The following is a 17,670-nucleotide window of genomic DNA, read 5'->3' on the forward strand; positions in this document are numbered from 1 at the left end:
TACAAACAATTAATTTCTTATGCTGGATTAAGTCCAACAGAATATCGAAGTGGAAGTAGTATTCGAGGACGAGTTAGAATATGTAAACAAGGAGGCAAACAATTAAGAAATATGTTGTATATGTGTGCCTTGAATGCAAAGAAAAGTAATGGTTATTGTCGTGCATTATATGATCGATTAGTAGAGAAAGGAAAGAACAAAAAAGCAGCGTTAATCGCTGTGTGCAATAAGCTGCTTAAATTGGTATTTGGAGTGGTAAAAAATAAGACATTTTACCATGAAAATTTTGTTGTAAAAATTGCTTAAAAAACTTGGTTTTTTACACAGTTCATGTTAGCCGTTCGTATATATTTATTTTAAAAACATATATTTGATTTCCAATTTACTCCAAGTTTATTTAAGACGTCATTTTCGAATTTTTTGAGATATGTTTGATTAAGTTCTTTACTTATTTCTTTCGAATTTATATCTTTATAACTCTTGAATTCTTTATCTCCAATATGCGTAAATGTAATTGTAGGTGATTGATTAGTATTTTGATCACCTTTATGTATATAAAAATGAACTCTTATATTTAAATCATTCCAATAAATTATCTTATCAACTTTCCAAGGATTTTGAGAATTAGATTCTTCTAATTTAATTTCTAAGTTAGGATTAGATTTAAAATAATCATCTATTTTTAATGATAGCTGCTGATAATTAATGTTTTCAATTGTATATTCTTGACCTCTACACGGAATATAATTAATACAAGAATTTAATATTATTAAAAAACTTATTTGTAAAATAATACAAATGAATTTAGAATTCTTCAATACTGATTTTTATTTTAAGTGATTTTTTTATATATGACGGCTAACGAGCCGAGTATTTGCGAAGAACGGGAGAGAAATTGAACGCAAGTTCAAGTTCGTCCGTTCAAGCAAATTGCTTGGCTGAAACTAAATTAGATTAAAGTTTTTAGAAAAGCAATTTTGCGAGTGGAAAAAGATGGAAAAAAAGTTTACCTTCAGCCCGTTTTTCGCAAATACTTTGTTAGCTGTAGTACTTATTTAATTATATTAATTAATTGTAGCTTATTTAAGATGCTTAAATTTTTATCTTTATTTTTTAATATATAATTGTCAATTGATATCTTATTATTATCTGAATTTTTATCAATATAAAAATATTCTATTATATATTCACTTGATTTTTTATAGACTTGTAAACTATCTGTATTTAAATTAATTGAATCATTAATAATTAAAGCTTTATTATTTAATTTTATATTATTTACAAAAATAGTATCGGAAAGTCCTCCAGAAAAAACTTCTACTATTTTTTCATTTATTATATTATCTTTGTAATTGTAATTTTTATGTATAAAAATTTTGTTATTTTGACTGCAATACAAAGTTAAAGTATTATTTGTCCATTGTATTTTATAAGGAAATCCATTATATAATCGTATAGAGTGTTCCAATCTAAACTTAGGTTTTTTATTTATTGGTACAATTTCTAATAAATTAAAATTACTTCCGAATGCCATTCCATTTTCAACAGTGTATAAATAAGCAGTTGATTTATTATCTGGTGAATTAAAGAATTCAATATTGTTTATTTTAATCTTTTCTTGATTAATATTATTCTCACAGCTAATAAATGAAAATAATATTATTGAGAATATAATTAGATTTTTCAAAGTAATTTTTTAAGTATTACAGCTAACGGGCCGCGGCTTGGCGAAGTGCGGGCTTGAATTGAGCGAAAGTTCAATTCATACCGAAACGTAGCCAAAGCTGTGAGCCTTTTGGTAAATTTAATAAAAAAAAAAGCAAACAGCTTTTGGCGGATAAAAAGGCGAGGAGTTCAATTTTACACTTAACCCCACATTTTGCCAAGCCGATGTTGTACGTAGTTTTTATTTTTCATCATCAATTAATATAAACTTTCCAGAATTAATCATTACGTGTAAATCAACACGAAAAATAAAGTCATAAGTGTTATGATTGATTTTTTTAAATGTATAAAAAGGATTTTGTTTATTCAGTATTTTTTCAACTTCAGACATATTTGATTCGTCAATTTCTATTTTTTCAAATACTAAATAACAATGCTCATTTCTTTCGATTTTTCGATATATTTTAGAGTTTTCTTCGAAATAAACTATTGAATCACTTTTAATCTGAAATTCAAAATTTGAGTAATTCTCAAATTGCTTGTTAAATTCAACTCTATAGTGTCCGTTTGGTAATACACAATCTTGAGAAAATAGAGTATTAGTTAAAAATAAAAAACAAACAATACAAAAGTTTGTCTTGATTAACTTTATGGTAAATATTTTATTTAGGTTATTCATTTCGAAGATGTTTTTGCATAATGTTTGGCAAAAATTACGTACAACGAGCCGAGTATTTGCGAAGAACGGGAGAGAAGTTGAACGAAGTTCAAGTTCGTCCGTTCAAGCAAATTGCTCTTTTCTTGGAACTAAATTAGTTTATTGTTTTAAGAAAAGCAATTTTGCGAGTGGAAAAGAATGGGAAGAAAGTTTACTTTCAGCCCGTCTTTTGCAAATACTATGTTGTGCGAAGTTTTTATCCTATGTTTAATAAAACCACTTCTGAGTCATCATTAAGTTCATTAAGACAAGTTTTTAAAGCATTCGCCGCTTCAATTTGATTTTCTGCTAACTCATTATCATCTTCTTCAGAAAAATCTATATTAAATTTAACTAATTCATCAACATTGAAATTTATGTCTTTTAAATGATTTAAAAACTTTATTTTTTGATCATATGTAAATATAAATACTGATGAATTTCTCTGATCACTAAGATAATTTGATAAATCTTTATAGTCATTATCTAATAAATTAATTCCTTTTTCTTCTTCAAGATAAGCGAATAAATTTCCAAAAACATAACCATTTTTACTAAAATTGTAGATGTTTTCTGAGTTTTGATTTATGAAATTCCAATAATTGTCCTCGACTTTTTTTGAAAATAATTTTTTAATGATTTTTATTTGAGAATACACCTTTAGATTGTCAAGTTTATCAATTTTTATTTTTCTAAAATCTACAATTGCTGACATTTGATTAATTTATTGTATTTGTATAAAATTTCGCACAACGGGCCGCGGCTTGGCGAAGTGCGGGCTTGAATTGAGCGAAAGTTCAATTCAGACCGATACGTAGCCAAAGCTGTGAGCCTTTTGGTAAATTTAATAAAAAAAACAAAAGCAAACAGCTTTTGGCGGATAAAAAGGCGAGAAGTTCAATTTTGCACTTAACCCCGCATTTTGCCAAGCCGATGTTACCTGCTGTGCATATTTAATATTCGATTATTTCTTTTAATTATTTTATCGATTGTTTCTGTTTTATAAGATTTATATTCTTCAACATTTTGTGGTAAGGGTGAACGTTCAAAATTGTCAAATGGAAGACAAAATTTTACTTCGTAGTTTTCAGTTACAAAATCTTGGAGTAAAAAGAAGTTTATATAATTTTCAAAGTTTACGAAAAGTTTAAAAAATTCCTCATAACGACTAATAGCATTATAAAGTGGACTTTGTTCGTTCAAGTAAAATAATCTAATACATTCAAGTGTTAAGTCAAATCTATCGCTTATTTTTCGATTTACACCTCTAGCTTGATTAATTGTGAAACCATTTTTCTTATGAGCAGGAAAAACAATATGTCCTCCAATTGTTCTTGCTATATGTTTAAATTCTTCTCTTTCTTGTTCAGTTAACCAATCATCAAATCGACCTTTGTATTTTCCAACAAAATGAGGACACATTCTGTCACTTGAAAGATTATCAATTAAATTATTTTTTAAAACAATTCTACCAAATTTACCTCCAATTTTTAAAGTTTCTAATGAGAAGGAATGTTCTGAAGGAAGGTTTTTACTCCATAAATATTTATGAATTTCGTAAAGTTTTGGACTGTCAGAATCTGGATCGCCACAAAGGCTATCTTTTCTAAAATCAAAATTTATGTCGATTTCAACCATTTAAACTTTCAGTATTATGCGCAATTTTTGGATGCATTGCAGGTAACGAAAAAGGCTTTGCGAAGTGCGGGAATTCGAAGAACGAAAAGTTCAAGGATTCCAAAACGTAGCAAATGGCTTTTTCAGATTGTTAAATTACTAAAAAAAGCATTATGAAAAGCCAATTTGCGGATAAATATCTAAAATATTTCAACTTTGACTTATCCCCGCATTTTGCAAAACCAATGTTGTACGCAGTTTTTTATGCAGATTTTTTTAAATTTTCCTTAATAAATCTATAATAATAATTTAAGTATTGAATTGTCGTTTAAAAAGATTTTTATTAATTGGAAATTAAATAATGTCCAAATATCATAATTGAAAAGGTTGCGGATGCAATACTACCATAATATATTGATTGAGCTAAGTATTTATAATTATTTTCCTTATTTAAACCTAACTTTAACATAATAATTACTATTAAGTAAATATTCATAAAAATTAAAAAGGTAAGATATACTTTGTTCAATTTTTCTATGTCTATATATTCGAATATTAAAAAATCGAGGAGAATAATTAAACAACGAAAAAAATCATATAAATTTTTTCTTTTACACAAGTTTAAAATCTTCTTCATTCTTATTTTACGAGTATTTTCCATTTTTTCAATTTATACGCAATATTGGAAAATTGCGTACAACGAGCCGAGTATTTGCGAAGAACGGGAGAGAAATTGAACGAAGTTCAAGTTCGTGCGTTCAAGCAAATTGCTCTTTTCTAAAACTAATTTAAGTTAAAGTTTTTAGAAAAGCAATTTTGCGAGCGGAAAAAGATAGGCTGAAAGTTTACTTTCAGACCGTTTTTTGCTAAATACGATGTTATCTGTAGTGCGTTTCTATATTTAAAAGGTTTGTTATGTTTTCATAAATTTTTGAGGTTGAATCATATGTTTGTCCACAATTTCCATTTGAATAATCATTATATACACCCTTATAATAATAATAAAATATTATTCCTTTTCCATCGGAACAAAAGAATTCCATACCATCTTCAGTTTGAAGTTTAAATGGAAAATCTGAAAAATTATAACTTTCAATTATTTCTTTTATTCTAAAGAATTCTTTCTTCTTAATTTTTTTGTTTATTAAAGTTTTATAATCTGATTTCCAGGTATCATTTACTGAATCATATTTGGGTTTATGTATTTCCTTATGAATAATTTTATAATTATTATTTATTTTCTGAATTCTTAATAAATAGGTGTTTTGAGCGAAAGATTGCCATTCAAAGAATTGTAAATATATATTTTTAGAATTTTGTTTTTTATTTAAACATTCTAAGGTAGGTTCATCATATAGTTGTTCTAATAAATTACAATTATTATTGTTTTGTGCAGAACAATTATAATGTAAAAAGGATAATACGATTATTAATAGTTTTTTGTAATTCATATTGTTCGCATTACAGCTAACGTTTCGAGGCTTGGCGCAAGTGCGGGCTTGAATTGAGCGGGAGTTCAATTCAGACCGAAACTAAGCCAAAGCCAATTTCTATTTGCTAATATAACTAAAAAGCCAATAAAATTGGCTTTTGGCGACTTAATATGCAGAAAAGTTCAACTTTGCACTTAACCCCGCATTTCGCCAAGGCTTTGTTGTGCGTTCGTTTTTATTCTACAATGTTTATTTTTATTCCTTTATGCTTTGATTTATTTTCAAGAATATACTTTGGTTGTGAATCATAATACGGTTCCCATTTCTCTAAAATTAGTTCGTTATTTTCTGTCCAACTAATTACTTTATATCCATTAGGCAAAATTCCGTTTTCAAGATTATGTTCTTTGTTGTCATTTTTTATAACTGACCAAAAGAGCCTTGAATATCCTAATCCTCCATTGTCAAATTGATATTCATAATATTTATACATATTATTTGGTGAAGATGATTCTTTTAAAATAATTAAATTCTTTTCGTTTAGTGAATGTTCTGAGCTCAAAGATTTTTCAAGTTCGGAAGTATAAGAAAGGATTTTAATAATCCCGGCTGTTGCAGCAATTGCTATTATTCCAATAATTATTAAATACCATTTTTTCATTAAACACCACAAAATTTAATATTAACCGACATTTTCTGAAAATGACGCACAACACGTAAATATACGAACATAGATAATATAACCAAATTTAATTTATTAACTTAAATACTTACTATCAGACAGATTGCAACAATTTATGTGAATTTATATAATATGTATCTATGTTCGCTAATACAATTTTAGATCTTAATAACTGGAAAATATTTTTAAGTTTTATTTTATTTATCTAAACCCTTTTTTTCAAACATTAATTTAAATAAATATCCCGCTTCCAATCCAATTACTTTTTCTATTAATAATATTTCATGAGCATCCAAAGCCCCATTTCTATAATAGGCTTCACTTAGTCTTATTTCTTTTATACCGGTTCTTTGTGAAATTTCTTCAAGAGAATTTTTTGAAATTTCAAATTGTTGTAATAGAAGTCCAAACTCGTTTCTTTTCCTAGGTATATATTTTTTTAAGTTAAATGTATTTAAGTCGAAAACCATTTTAATAGCATTATCTAGTGTATCATCAAATGCAATTACAATAGAATAAAAAGTTTGAGCAGAAAGTTTGGAAACATGACCATTTTTTAGTTTACTGATTTGACTTGCAGATAAACCTGATTTCTCAGCAAGTTTATTATCTTTCCAATTAAATTTATTTAAATTATGTTTGATATATCTGTCAATATTATGATTCATCTTAAATTTCTTTTATTTAAAATTTTGTAAATAGGAAATAATATGTATATTTGTAATAGCGAATTGATAATTAGACTTTTAATAGTCATAATTAAACGATGTTTTCTCGAGTCAAAACGACCAATTTTCCATCGAGAACATTGTGAAATCGCGCCATGTCACTAAAGTTTCGTACTTTCGCATACGGCATGGGCGGTTTTCACATATGCTTTAGATGGAAGCTTAAATTTATTTAAGTAGGGTTTGGTCGCCCTTGACTCTAAAGTGTGAAACCGCCTTGCTTTTTTGCAAGTATTTCTTCATACCCCAGATACATCGTTCCATAAAACCCAAAACCAATGAGAACGAAACCTTTACCATTTAACCGTAAAAAACCACCAGACAATCTGATGTTTTTATCATTCTTATTTTAAAGAACAAGCCTCAGTTTTTATAAAACATAAAAACAGAGCACAGAAAAGACACCCTTTTCATCATGCACTCTATCAAAGCCCCAATCACGAGACTTTGACAGGTAGGTTATACCTATAATATTCGCACATTAAAAGTAAAACCTTTATCAATATTATCCAAATTTATCGGGGTCCCTAATTTTAAAAACCAAATCAATAATAAAATGCAACAACTATATATTCTTTTATAAAATTATCTCACGTATAACATTTAATACAAAAGACATATCCTTCTCCGAAACCCAAAAATAGAAAGTAGTTATTTCTTCATAAGGAATAGATTTAATTCATATTAGTGTTAATGATCGGTAAGTAGGAGAGGGATTTTTTAAAATAAGTATAAACTAATAAAGCATAGAAATAGTCCTCCTGAATTCATTTCAGGATCACATCAAGATGATTTATGATTAAGTAAAGATTCTTCAATATGCTTAAAATTAAAAAACCAGGTTTAGAATGGCCTCTAAATCTATAACGTTAAGAAATGAAATAGAATGGAGGATAAGAAAGATTTAGCGAGTGCCAACGAGTCATTCAAATCTTTCCCGTAATGAGATTTATTTTTAGTTGTAGATTTTAGCAATGTCTTTTTTGGTTCGTTTTTTTGACGAAAAAAATGAACATAAAATATAATAAGATTTTATAAATGTTAATAGTAATTAAGCGATTAAACGTCTAAGTTCTCGATACAATTTTTCTTATCCTAAAGAATTGAAAAATTACTCGAACTGACGATTAATTGTCACGCAGAGCTTGTCGAAGCGTTTAATAGACTAGCGTCCAGCTATTGATTAATAAACTAGAAATTTAATTAGAATGTGTGATATAATATTGCATGGAAATCGTAGACGTTAAGAAAATAAATTGAAGTAGAGAAAAGAATGATTTAGCGAGTGCTAACGAGTCATTCAAATCATTCCACGAATGAGATTTATTTTTAGTTGTAGATTTTAGCAATGTCTTTTTTGGTTCGTTTTTTTGACGAAAAAAATGAACATAAAATATAATAAGATTTTATAAATGTTAATAGTAATTAAGTGATTAAACGTCTAAGTTCTCGATACAATTTTTCTTATCCTAAAGAATTGAAAAATTACTCGAACTGACGATTAATTGTCACGCAGAGCTTGTCGAAGCGTTTAATAAACTGGCGTCCAGCTATTGATTAATAAACTAGAAATTTAATTAGAATGTGTGATAAAATATTGCATGGAAATCGTAGACGTTAAGAAATGAAATAGAATGGAGGATAAGAAAGATTTAGCGAGTGCCAACGAGTCATTCAAATCTTTCCCGTAATGAAATTTAATTTTAGTTGTAGATTTTAGCAATGTCTTTTTTGGTTCGTTTTTTTGACGAAAAAAATGAACATATATAAGCTATAATAAGCTTCGGAATATAATAGATACATAGTGTATAACCTGGCCTTAAATTCGGGCGTTAAGAAAAAGAATAAAAATGACTTTTTTATTAATATTAAATCATTTTTTAAATGGCCTCTAAATCTATAACGTTAAGAAATGAAATAGAATGGAGGATATGAAAGATTTAGCGAGTGCTAACGAGACATTTAAATCTTTCCCGTAATGAAATTTAATTTTAGTGAAATAGATTTGAAGCCTTGATTTTTTTGGTTCCTTTTTCATCAAAGAAAAAAGAACATATATATAAGCTATAATAAGCTTCTAAAATAGGATAGTAAACAAGTAATTAAAAGATTTAAAATTAATTACAAGTGTTAAAATAAAATAAAAATTATAAGAAGAAACATTTACATTTTCCCTCAATTCATTTTTAAATAGTATTATTATTTAATGAATAATAACTCGTAGAGTTCCCTAACTCTACTGCACATCCCGTAGGGTTAGGTTTTTTAGTTGTGAACTAACCAAGGCTTAAAAGTGTCCCTTTCCGAACACCAAAAATAAAGAGTAGTTATTTCTTCATAAGGAATAGTTTTAATTCATATTAGTGTTAATTATCGGTAAGTAGGAGAGGGATTTTTTTTAAAAGTATAAACTAATAAAGGGTAGGAATAGGTCATCCTGAATTCATTTCAGGATCACATCAAGCTGATTTATCAATAAGTAAAGATTCTTCAATATGCTTAAAATTAAAAGACCAGGTTTAGAATGGCCTCTAAATCTATAACGTTAAGAAATGAAATAGAATGGAGGATAAGAAAGATTTAGCGAGTGCCAACGAGTCATTTAAATCTTTCCCGTAATGAAATTTAATTTTAGTGAAATAGATTTGAAGCCTTGATTTTTTTTGGTTCGTTTTTTTTATCAAGAAAAAAAATGAACATATATATAAGCTATAATAAGCTTCGGAATATAATAGATAAATAGTATAGAAACTGGCCTTAAATTCGGGCGTTAAGAAAAAGAATAAAAATGACTTTTTTATTAATATTAAACCATTTTTTAAATGGCCTCTAAATCTATAACGTTAAGAAATGAAATAGAATGGAGGATAAGAAAGATTTAGCGAGTGCTAACGAGTCATTCAAATCTTTCCCGTAATGAGATTTAATTTTAGTGAAATAGATTTGAAGCCTTGATTTTTTTTGGTTCGTTTTTTTTATCAAGAAAAAAAATGAACATATATATAAGCTATAATAAGCTTCGGAATATAATAGATAAATAGTATAGAAACTGGCCTTAAATTCGGGCGTTAAGAAAAAGAATAAAAATGACTTTTTTATTAATATTAAATCATTTTTTAAATGGCCTCTAAATCTATAACGTTAAGAAATGAAATAGAATGGAGGATAAGAAAGATTTAGCGAGTGCTAACGAGTCATTTAAATCTTTCCCGTAATGAAATTTAATTTTAGTTAAATAGATTTGAAGCCTTGATTTTTTTTGGTTAGTTTTTTTTATCAAGAAAAAAAATGAACATATATATAAGCTATAATAAGCATCAAAAAATAATTGATTTATAACATATAAAAAAAATCCAATCCCTATGTACGAAGTTGGCGCCAAGTAATAGGGAGAGGAATAGTAATAATAATTTGAATTAAAACTTTTACAAATCTATGAAAAAAAATCATTTTAAGATCGGTGGCAATGCGCTATCCGTTATCTTGAGTATGATTTGTGCTACGCCAATGTTGGCACAAGTTGGAAAAACTGTTCATGGAACAGTTAAAGAACAAAGTATCTCCCTAAGTGGGGTACTGGTTACTGAAAAAGGTACAGAAAACCACACCTTTACAGACGATGATGGACGTTATGACATAACCCTAGTGACGTCTAATGCAACCCTTGTTTTTGAAACGCCTGAGCTACTGGTAAGAGAAGAGGAAGTGAAGAACAGATCTTCTATTAGTATTGAATTTGATACAGAGGGCATCGGCTTACAAGAAGTTGTGGTAAATGCAGGATATTATACCGTAAAAGATAAGGAACGTACTGGGTCTATTGCACGCGTTACCGCAAAGGAAATTGAGAATCAACCGGTGAATAATGTGCTTTCTGCAATACAAGGTCGTATGGCTGGTGTAAGTATTGTACAAAATTCGGGTGTCGCAGGCGGTGGCTATGATATCCAAATTAGAGGGCGAAATAGTTTGCGTAGAGAGGGAAATGATCCTTTGTATATTGTAGATGGAGTACCAATAGCCTCATCTATTAATAGCTCTTTAAGTGGAACCGTGTTGTCTGGAGCAAGTATAAATCCTTTGAATACAATCAGTACGAACGATATTGAAAGTATAGAAGTCTTAAAAGATGCAGATGCAACTGCTATTTATGGTTCGCGTGGTGCAAATGGTGTGATATTAATTACAACCAAAAAAACATCTAAAGGAAGGATAACAGCACATTTAGAATCTTCTATATCAATAGGTAAATTGATTAATAAATTGGAGATGATGAACAGTGCTCAATATTTAGAGATGAGATATAAAGCATTTGCAAATGATGGCATTTCTATATACCCCGCTAATGCGTATGATATAAATGGAACATGGGATCAAACACGTAATACAGACTGGCAAAAGGTATTAATAGGAGGAAATGCTTTTACAAATCAACATACATTAGGTATCTCTGGCGGTAACGATAATACATCTTTTATGCTTCAAACCAATCATAGAGAGGAAACAAGTGTTTTTCCAGGTAATTTTAGATATAAAAAATCTACAGTATTATTAAATATTAATCACCAATCAACTAACCGTAAGTTTCAACTTATAGGACAAACTTTATATGGAGTTAATCACAATAATTTACCTTTAAATGATTTGGCTAGAACAGCATATACACTTTCTCCAAATGCTCCAAAATTATACAATGATGATGGAATCCTTAATTGGGAAAATGGAACATTTACAAATCCATTAGCAAATTTAAACGCCGAATATTTATCCAAAATAGAATCCTTAAACTCTTCTATTCAGATGACTATTAATTTATTAGGTAATTTGGATTTTGTGAATCAATTTGGATTTAATAAATCGATAAATAATGAAAAAAAAATACAACCTAATACGATTTATAACCCAAATACAACATCTGGATCTAGTAGTAAATATTCCTCACTTTATTTAAGTAACTATGATTTGGAATCCTATGTTATTGAACCTCAGTTAAGATATAAAGTTGAGTTAAAAACAATTAAAATGGATGGATTAGTAGGAATGAGTTATCAGAACCAGAATGGAGAAACATTAGATATCAATGGTAATGATTTCTTATCCAATGATGTACTGAAAAATATTTCTGCAGCTAATGTCCAAAAAATATCCAATCATAGTATAATTGACTATAAATATTTGGCTTATTTTGGGCGTTTTAATATTAATTATTCAGATAAACTTTTTGTAAATATTACAGGTCGTCGTGATGGATCAAGTCGATTTGGACCCAATAACCGGTTTGCTAATTTTGGCGCAGTTGGTGCAGCCTGGATTTTTTCAAAAGAAAATTTTATAAAAAATCTCAATTGGATTAATTTCGGTAAAATAAGAACGAGTTATGGCACTACTGGGAGTGATAATATTGGTAATTATCAGTTTTTAGATACGTATACTTTACGTAATGCAGTTTATAATGGAAGCTTAGGACTTGCTCCAACCAGATTATATAACCCTGATTTTAGTTGGGAAAAAACAACGAAATTTGAGACAGCTTTAGATGTATCATTTCTAAATAATAAACTAAACTTCTCCTTGTCTTGGTACACTAATTTATCTAAGAATCAATTGGTGGGTATACCTCTTCCTTATATAACAGGATTTAATACGATTCAAGATAATTTGAATGCTAAGGTTAGAAATAGTGGTCTTGAAATAGAATTGAACTCTAATTTGATTAATAAAACCAAATTCAAATGGTTTACAAACTTTAATATAACATTTCCTAAAAATAAACTAATCGAATTTCCAGATTTAGAAAGTTCAACGTATGCCAATAATTATATTTTAGGATCTTCTACTTATATAAAGAAAGTATATACCTACACAGGAATAGATCAAGATACAGGATTATTTACTTTTAAAGATTATAATTCGGATGGAGCCATATCTTCAATAGGGGATAAAAAGGGTATTGTTGATTTGCAACCAAAATTTTTTGGCGGGTTAAATAATACCATAACATATAAAAATTTGTCTTTAAGCTTCTTATTACAGTTTTATAAGGGATTGAATTATAATTTCATTAGTAACAGCGGTTTATATGGACATAATTTAAATTTACCTGTAGAGTTCTTAGATAGTTGGTCTATCGATAATCGTACAGCAAAATATCAAGCCTATACTAGTGGGAACCGTTCAGAAGCTTTAAGCGCATTCGGTTTTTATAAAGAAAGTGATCAGGCTATTACTGATGCATCTTACATTAGACTTAAAAATATAACAGTTAATTATCAACTTTCTCTAAGTAATAAGTTACAACTTAATATATACGCTACAGGAACCAATCTTTTTACATATACTAATTATTTTGGTTATGATCCTGAATTTTTAAATATAGGATTTCTACCTCCTTTAAAATCTATTTCTATTGGTACAAAATTAAATTTTTAAATCTATTTGTTATGAAAAATTTAAATATCATTTTATATATTTTTTTACTCAATGCTATTTTAAATAGCTGTGAAAATTTATTGGAGGTTGATCTTCCAAACAATCAATTAACAAGTGCAGTAGTATATAATAGCGATGAAACAGCCCAAGCTGCATTATTAAATATTTATGGTAATCTTAGAGATAATGGTTTGTTCTCTGGTCAAATGAAAGGAGGAACAATAGTTTTAGGGCTCTATGCTGATGAATTGAATAATGTATCGACAGATTTTGATTTGCAACAAGTAAATTCATTGACACATAATTCTCGAAATACATCTTTTTCATACTTATGGAGTAAAAGCTATGAACAATTATATATGATTAATTTTTTTATAGAGAATATTCAGCTAAGTCAAACCATATCTACAAAAAATAAAGAACAGTTTTTGGGAGAAGCTTATACTTTACGAGCTTTAATATACCTCAATATAAATCAGCTTTTTAATGAAATTCCTTATGTGAAATCTTCCGATTATAAAGTAAACAAATTAATTAAAAAAAATAATCAATCTCAAATTAATGATTTTATTGAAAGTGATTTAAAATTAGGAGAATCTTATTTTGATAAGTTACCTGTATTAAAAGATAAATCGAGAATAAATCGATATAGTAACTATATGGTGTTCTCAAAATATTATTTATTAAATAAACAGTGGGATAAAGCATTGCATTATTCAAATATGATTATTAATTCAGGTGATTTTAAAATAAATCTAAATTTAGATTCAGAATTTAATGTTGGTAGTAGTAGCTGTATATGGAGTTTAGACGCATCAACAATTAATGGAAATACATTTATAGCACAAGTTTTTATACCATCATCGTATCCATCAACAACAGTCATCTTAAATAACGAGTTTGTGAATGAGTTTGAAAACAATGATTTCAGAAAATTACTATGGATCAATACTGTAACAAATGGTACGATAACACAGTATTATCCCTATAAATATAAACAAAGGTCAACTTCAACTAATAGAATTGAATCGTTAATAATATTCAGATTATCGGAAGCTTTTTTAATAAGATCTGAAGCTTATTTTAATTTAAATAGAATAGAGGAAAGTCTGAATGATTTGAATTTGATAAGAACACGTGCAGGTTTGGTTCCTATTAAAAAAGATGAGGATATTTATTCATCTATTCTAAAAGAGCGAAAATTTGAATTGTTTACTGAGTTTGGAAACAGATTATTAGACCTGAAAAGAACAGATAAATTAGGATTACTCCAAAATATAAAACCTAATTATAAGAAACATCACGCTTTATTTCCTATTCCTGAAAATGAAATTTTATTGAATCCTAATCTAAATCCTCAAAATGATGGTTATTAAAAACATGATAATAGTACTATTATTAGTACCTGTAATGACATTTTCTCAAAATTTAGAACAATACAAATATTTCCTCCATCATACAGACAATAAGGGTGATAATCTGTTTTATTATAGAAAGAATGTTACCGCGAATCAATTCGATTTGTGTATATCTAATTCTAAAAAGAATAAATGTTTTGAAAATATAAATAAGGATAAAACAATTATATTAGAAAACGAATCTTTCATTATTGATAAAAATGGAACTTATATATATTATGAAAATTTTGATAGTGATGAAGTAGAGCTACTAGGATACCAAGAATTGTATGTGTTTAAAAAAAGATTAATAGGCAAGTTAAAAGATAATAATGAATATGTAATAATGGACAATAAATTAAATATTCTAACTAATCTAGTAGCAGAAAATGCTATTATAAAACCAGCAATATTTAATGGTCTATATTTTACCGAAAAACATCCTAACAACAAGTTACTAGACTTAAAGTTCTATGATTTAGAAAAAGGACAAATTGAAATTATTACAACTTATGATTCAATGGCTAGTGTAAAAGAAATTAATGGGTTTTTAAATATTTCTACTAACACTAATCATCTAATTATAGATTTAATAAATAGAAATAGAGTAATACAAACGGTTGATTTTTCTAAAAGTATTAAATATATTAATTCAATTAGTGATTCAGTTTTAGTAATAAAAACCAATAATAGAGTAGAAAATACTCAAAATATAAAACCAGATTATGAGCTGTGGAATACGAGTGAAAAACTACTTTATACGGATTTATCTAAAAAAGAAACATTAACTAATACTTCAGAATCAACCTTTATTTTTAATAGCGTTAAGAATAAACTAGTGGAAATTCCAAATTTTGACCATACTAATTCAATGTATGCCAATAATCAACAATATTTTTTAGGATTAGATAAAGATAAATGGTTTACGTATTCTAAATACTATAAAGAAGCGGATGTCTATGTCTACGATTTTATAAGAAATCAAAAAGAATTGATTATTGAAAAATTCGAATTATTACCTAACTCTATTGTTTTATCTCCATATAGTAGGAAATTGCTGTATTTTAAAGATAAAGATTGGTATTGTTACGATGTAGATCAGGGGAAATCGTTTAACCTTACTCAAGGTAATCTTGTATTTGAAGAAGAGGATAAATACAGAAACGATCAAAGTTTAATTAAGCCTTATTGGTTATCAGATAAAATGAACGTTTTGATTATTCATCGAAATAAGGCATTTATTATTGACTTAGATAAATATAAGATTCGTTATAAATTCGATAATGATGATTATAATAAAATAGCATTAGAAGATCGTTTTTACAATGCTGATAGAATGATTGATATAGATAAAAATATTTATTTAGTCGGTTATAGAGATGTAGGATCAACAATCTTTAAGTTACAAAATTATAGTTTAATAAATGTGCTTAAAAATGAGATGAAAAATTATAATTTATTACCTTATTCAAAAGGATTTTATAATATAGTCGAAGATAATTTGATATACCCTTCAATTCAGAAATATACCTTGAAGAATAAAAATATAAAGGTAATTTATAAAAATGAAGAAAATAATTATGAATTAAAAAAGCCATTATTCGTTTCATTTAAAGATTCATCAGGGGTAACTTTTAAAGGAATTTTATATTTCCCAAAAAATTATAACCCAGAAAAGATATATCCGACCGTATTTCATATATATGATAAACAATCGTATTTATACAATAATTTTCTATATCATAATTATGGAGATGATAACGGGCTTAATTTATTACATCTATTAAATAATGGATATATGGTATTTTTGCCAGATCTTCATTTTATTGACGGTATCCCTGCAATATCGGCTGTAAACTCATTGAATAAATACATAGATTATTTTAAAGAAAATTTAAAATCTGTTGATTCTAATAAATTAGGAATTATAGGTATATCATTTGGCGGTTATTTGACTAATTTTATTGTCGGTAATAATTCAAATTTTAAAGCAGCGGTTTCAGGATCAGGAATTAGTAATTTAATATCATTTTATAATTCTATAAATAATTCGTTTAATATGCCTCGATTTTCGATGTTAGAGGATAATCAAATACGAATGAAATCATCTTTTTATGATGATAAAATGAGGTATTTTAATCAAAGTCCAATTCATTTTTCTGATAAAGTAAATACACCTTTGTTATTATGGGCGGGGAAAAATGATAATCATGTAGATTGGAATAATTCGTTGGAAATGTTTTTGTCTTTAAAAAGATTGGATAAACCAGCTAAATTAATATTATTTACAGATGAAAATCACGTTCTTAAAGAGGAAAAAAATAAACGAGTTTTAAGGGATATGGCTTTAGAATGGTTCAATTCTTATTTAAAATAAAAAGGAAGGGGAGTATTCCCCTTCCATCATTTTTACTGATTTTTATATAAAATAATAGGACAACTTGTGTCATTCACATTATTTTTTCCAAATAATTCTTCTGACATTAAAGTTGTACATATCGTACCAACCTCAGTTGTACAGTCTTGATCCTCTGTTACTAGTACACAATTCTGATTACTATCAATTCGATATATAGGATCACCTGGATCCCATCCAACTTTTTTAGGTTGATTTGTTGCAAAAGCTGCACCAGTCCCCATCAATACAATGACAGCTGGTAAAATGACTTGTTTTAAATTTTTCATTTTGGTTGATTTTTATTTTGCCTACTCTTTTTTTAATAGATTTTCGGCTTACTCTATGCTGAACTGCTTCATTACATTGGGCGCCCATTTATAGCGAATCAGTTCATTGCCTATTAAAGCATAAAAATGTGAATCGGTAACCAAAAAATCTGCTAATTTTTCACCTTGACGGTGATGTACATAAAAACTGCCGATATAATAGTTGCGATCAGTGAAATACATATCAATAACCGATGCTTGTTTCCATTGTTTTTGGGATTCGTGTTTTCCCATCAGATTAGATTCATTAAACAAGATGTTGTGATAGGTATTCATATTTTTATTCACCAATAAGGGT

General features: G+C 27.7%; 13 protein-coding genes and 1 pseudogene. 4 read left to right on the forward strand and 10 right to left on the reverse strand.

Features of this window, described 5'->3' with window-relative positions; all coding sequences use genetic code 11:
* The coding region (locus IM532_RS13135) for a transposase (protein WP_194183957.1) at positions 1-306 on the forward strand (306 nt) is incomplete at its 5' end.
* Between the two features lie 50 nt (positions 307-356).
* Here the strand turns inward: IM532_RS13135 and IM532_RS13140 are convergent.
* The 8 genes from IM532_RS13140 to IM532_RS13175 all read right to left on the reverse strand — a co-directional run bounded on the left by IM532_RS13140 (position 357) and on the right by IM532_RS13175 (position 6,762).
* Positions 357-818, reverse strand: a complete 462-nt coding sequence (locus tag IM532_RS13140) for a hypothetical protein (RefSeq protein ID WP_194183958.1) — start codon at positions 816-818, stop codon at positions 357-359.
* Positions 819-1,051: 233 nt separating this feature from the next.
* On the reverse strand, positions 1,052-1,687 hold the full coding sequence (locus IM532_RS13145; RefSeq protein WP_194183959.1) for a hypothetical protein: 636 nt from the start codon (positions 1,685-1,687) through the stop codon (positions 1,052-1,054).
* A 219-nt stretch (positions 1,688-1,906) separates the two neighbouring features.
* The gene (locus tag IM532_RS13150) at positions 1,907-2,344 is read right to left on the reverse strand and encodes a hypothetical protein (protein ID WP_194183960.1); all 438 of its coding nucleotides are present in this window, start codon (positions 2,342-2,344) and stop codon (positions 1,907-1,909) included.
* A 235-nt stretch (positions 2,345-2,579) separates the two neighbouring features.
* Complete coding sequence (locus tag IM532_RS13155; protein WP_194183961.1) at positions 2,580-3,077, reverse strand: hypothetical protein; 498 nt, start codon at positions 3,075-3,077, stop codon at positions 2,580-2,582.
* A gap of 221 nt (positions 3,078-3,298) precedes the next feature.
* Complete coding sequence (locus IM532_RS13160; RefSeq protein ID WP_194183962.1) at positions 3,299-4,000, reverse strand: DUF6994 family protein; 702 nt, start codon at positions 3,998-4,000, stop codon at positions 3,299-3,301.
* Between the two features lie 857 nt (positions 4,001-4,857).
* Positions 4,858-5,430, reverse strand: a complete 573-nt coding sequence (locus IM532_RS13165; protein WP_194183963.1) for a hypothetical protein — start codon at positions 5,428-5,430, stop codon at positions 4,858-4,860.
* Between the two features lie 217 nt (positions 5,431-5,647).
* Positions 5,648-6,073 carry a hypothetical protein gene (locus IM532_RS13170; RefSeq protein ID WP_194183964.1) on the reverse strand — a complete coding sequence of 142 codons (426 nt, stop codon included), beginning with the start codon at positions 6,071-6,073 and terminating at the stop codon, positions 5,648-5,650.
* Between the two features lie 218 nt (positions 6,074-6,291).
* Positions 6,292-6,762, reverse strand: coding sequence for a helix-turn-helix domain-containing protein (locus tag IM532_RS13175; protein WP_194183965.1), 471 nt, complete (start codon positions 6,760-6,762; stop codon positions 6,292-6,294).
* 3,495 nt (positions 6,763-10,257) lie between these two features.
* Between IM532_RS13175 and IM532_RS13180 the strand changes: the two genes are divergently transcribed.
* Genes IM532_RS13180 through IM532_RS13190 form a run of 3 tightly spaced genes read left to right on the forward strand, consistent with a single transcriptional unit; the run spans position 10,258 to position 17,025 of the window.
* Complete coding sequence (locus tag IM532_RS13180; protein ID WP_194183966.1) at positions 10,258-13,251, forward strand: SusC/RagA family TonB-linked outer membrane protein; 2,994 nt, start codon at positions 10,258-10,260, stop codon at positions 13,249-13,251.
* 11 nt (positions 13,252-13,262) lie between these two features.
* Positions 13,263-14,627, forward strand: coding sequence for a RagB/SusD family nutrient uptake outer membrane protein (locus IM532_RS13185; RefSeq protein WP_194183967.1), 1,365 nt, complete (start codon positions 13,263-13,265; stop codon positions 14,625-14,627).
* Between the two features lie 4 nt (positions 14,628-14,631).
* A complete protein-coding gene (locus IM532_RS13190) occupies positions 14,632-17,025 on the forward strand; it encodes an alpha/beta hydrolase family protein (RefSeq protein ID WP_194183968.1) in 2,394 nt (797 codons plus the stop codon).
* 32 nt (positions 17,026-17,057) lie between these two features.
* On the opposite strand, the gene IM532_RS13195 is transcribed toward IM532_RS13190, so the two are convergent.
* A complete protein-coding gene (locus IM532_RS13195; protein ID WP_194183969.1) occupies positions 17,058-17,333 on the reverse strand; it encodes a DUF6520 family protein in 276 nt (91 codons plus the stop codon).
* Between the two features lie 48 nt (positions 17,334-17,381).
* Positions 17,382-17,670: pseudogene (locus IM532_RS13200) on the reverse strand (tellurium resistance protein TerC); the annotation flags it as partial.

It is taken from the genome of Faecalibacter rhinopitheci, assembly GCF_015234135.1.
Classification (GTDB): Bacteria; Bacteroidota; Bacteroidia; order Flavobacteriales; family Weeksellaceae; genus Empedobacter; species Empedobacter rhinopitheci.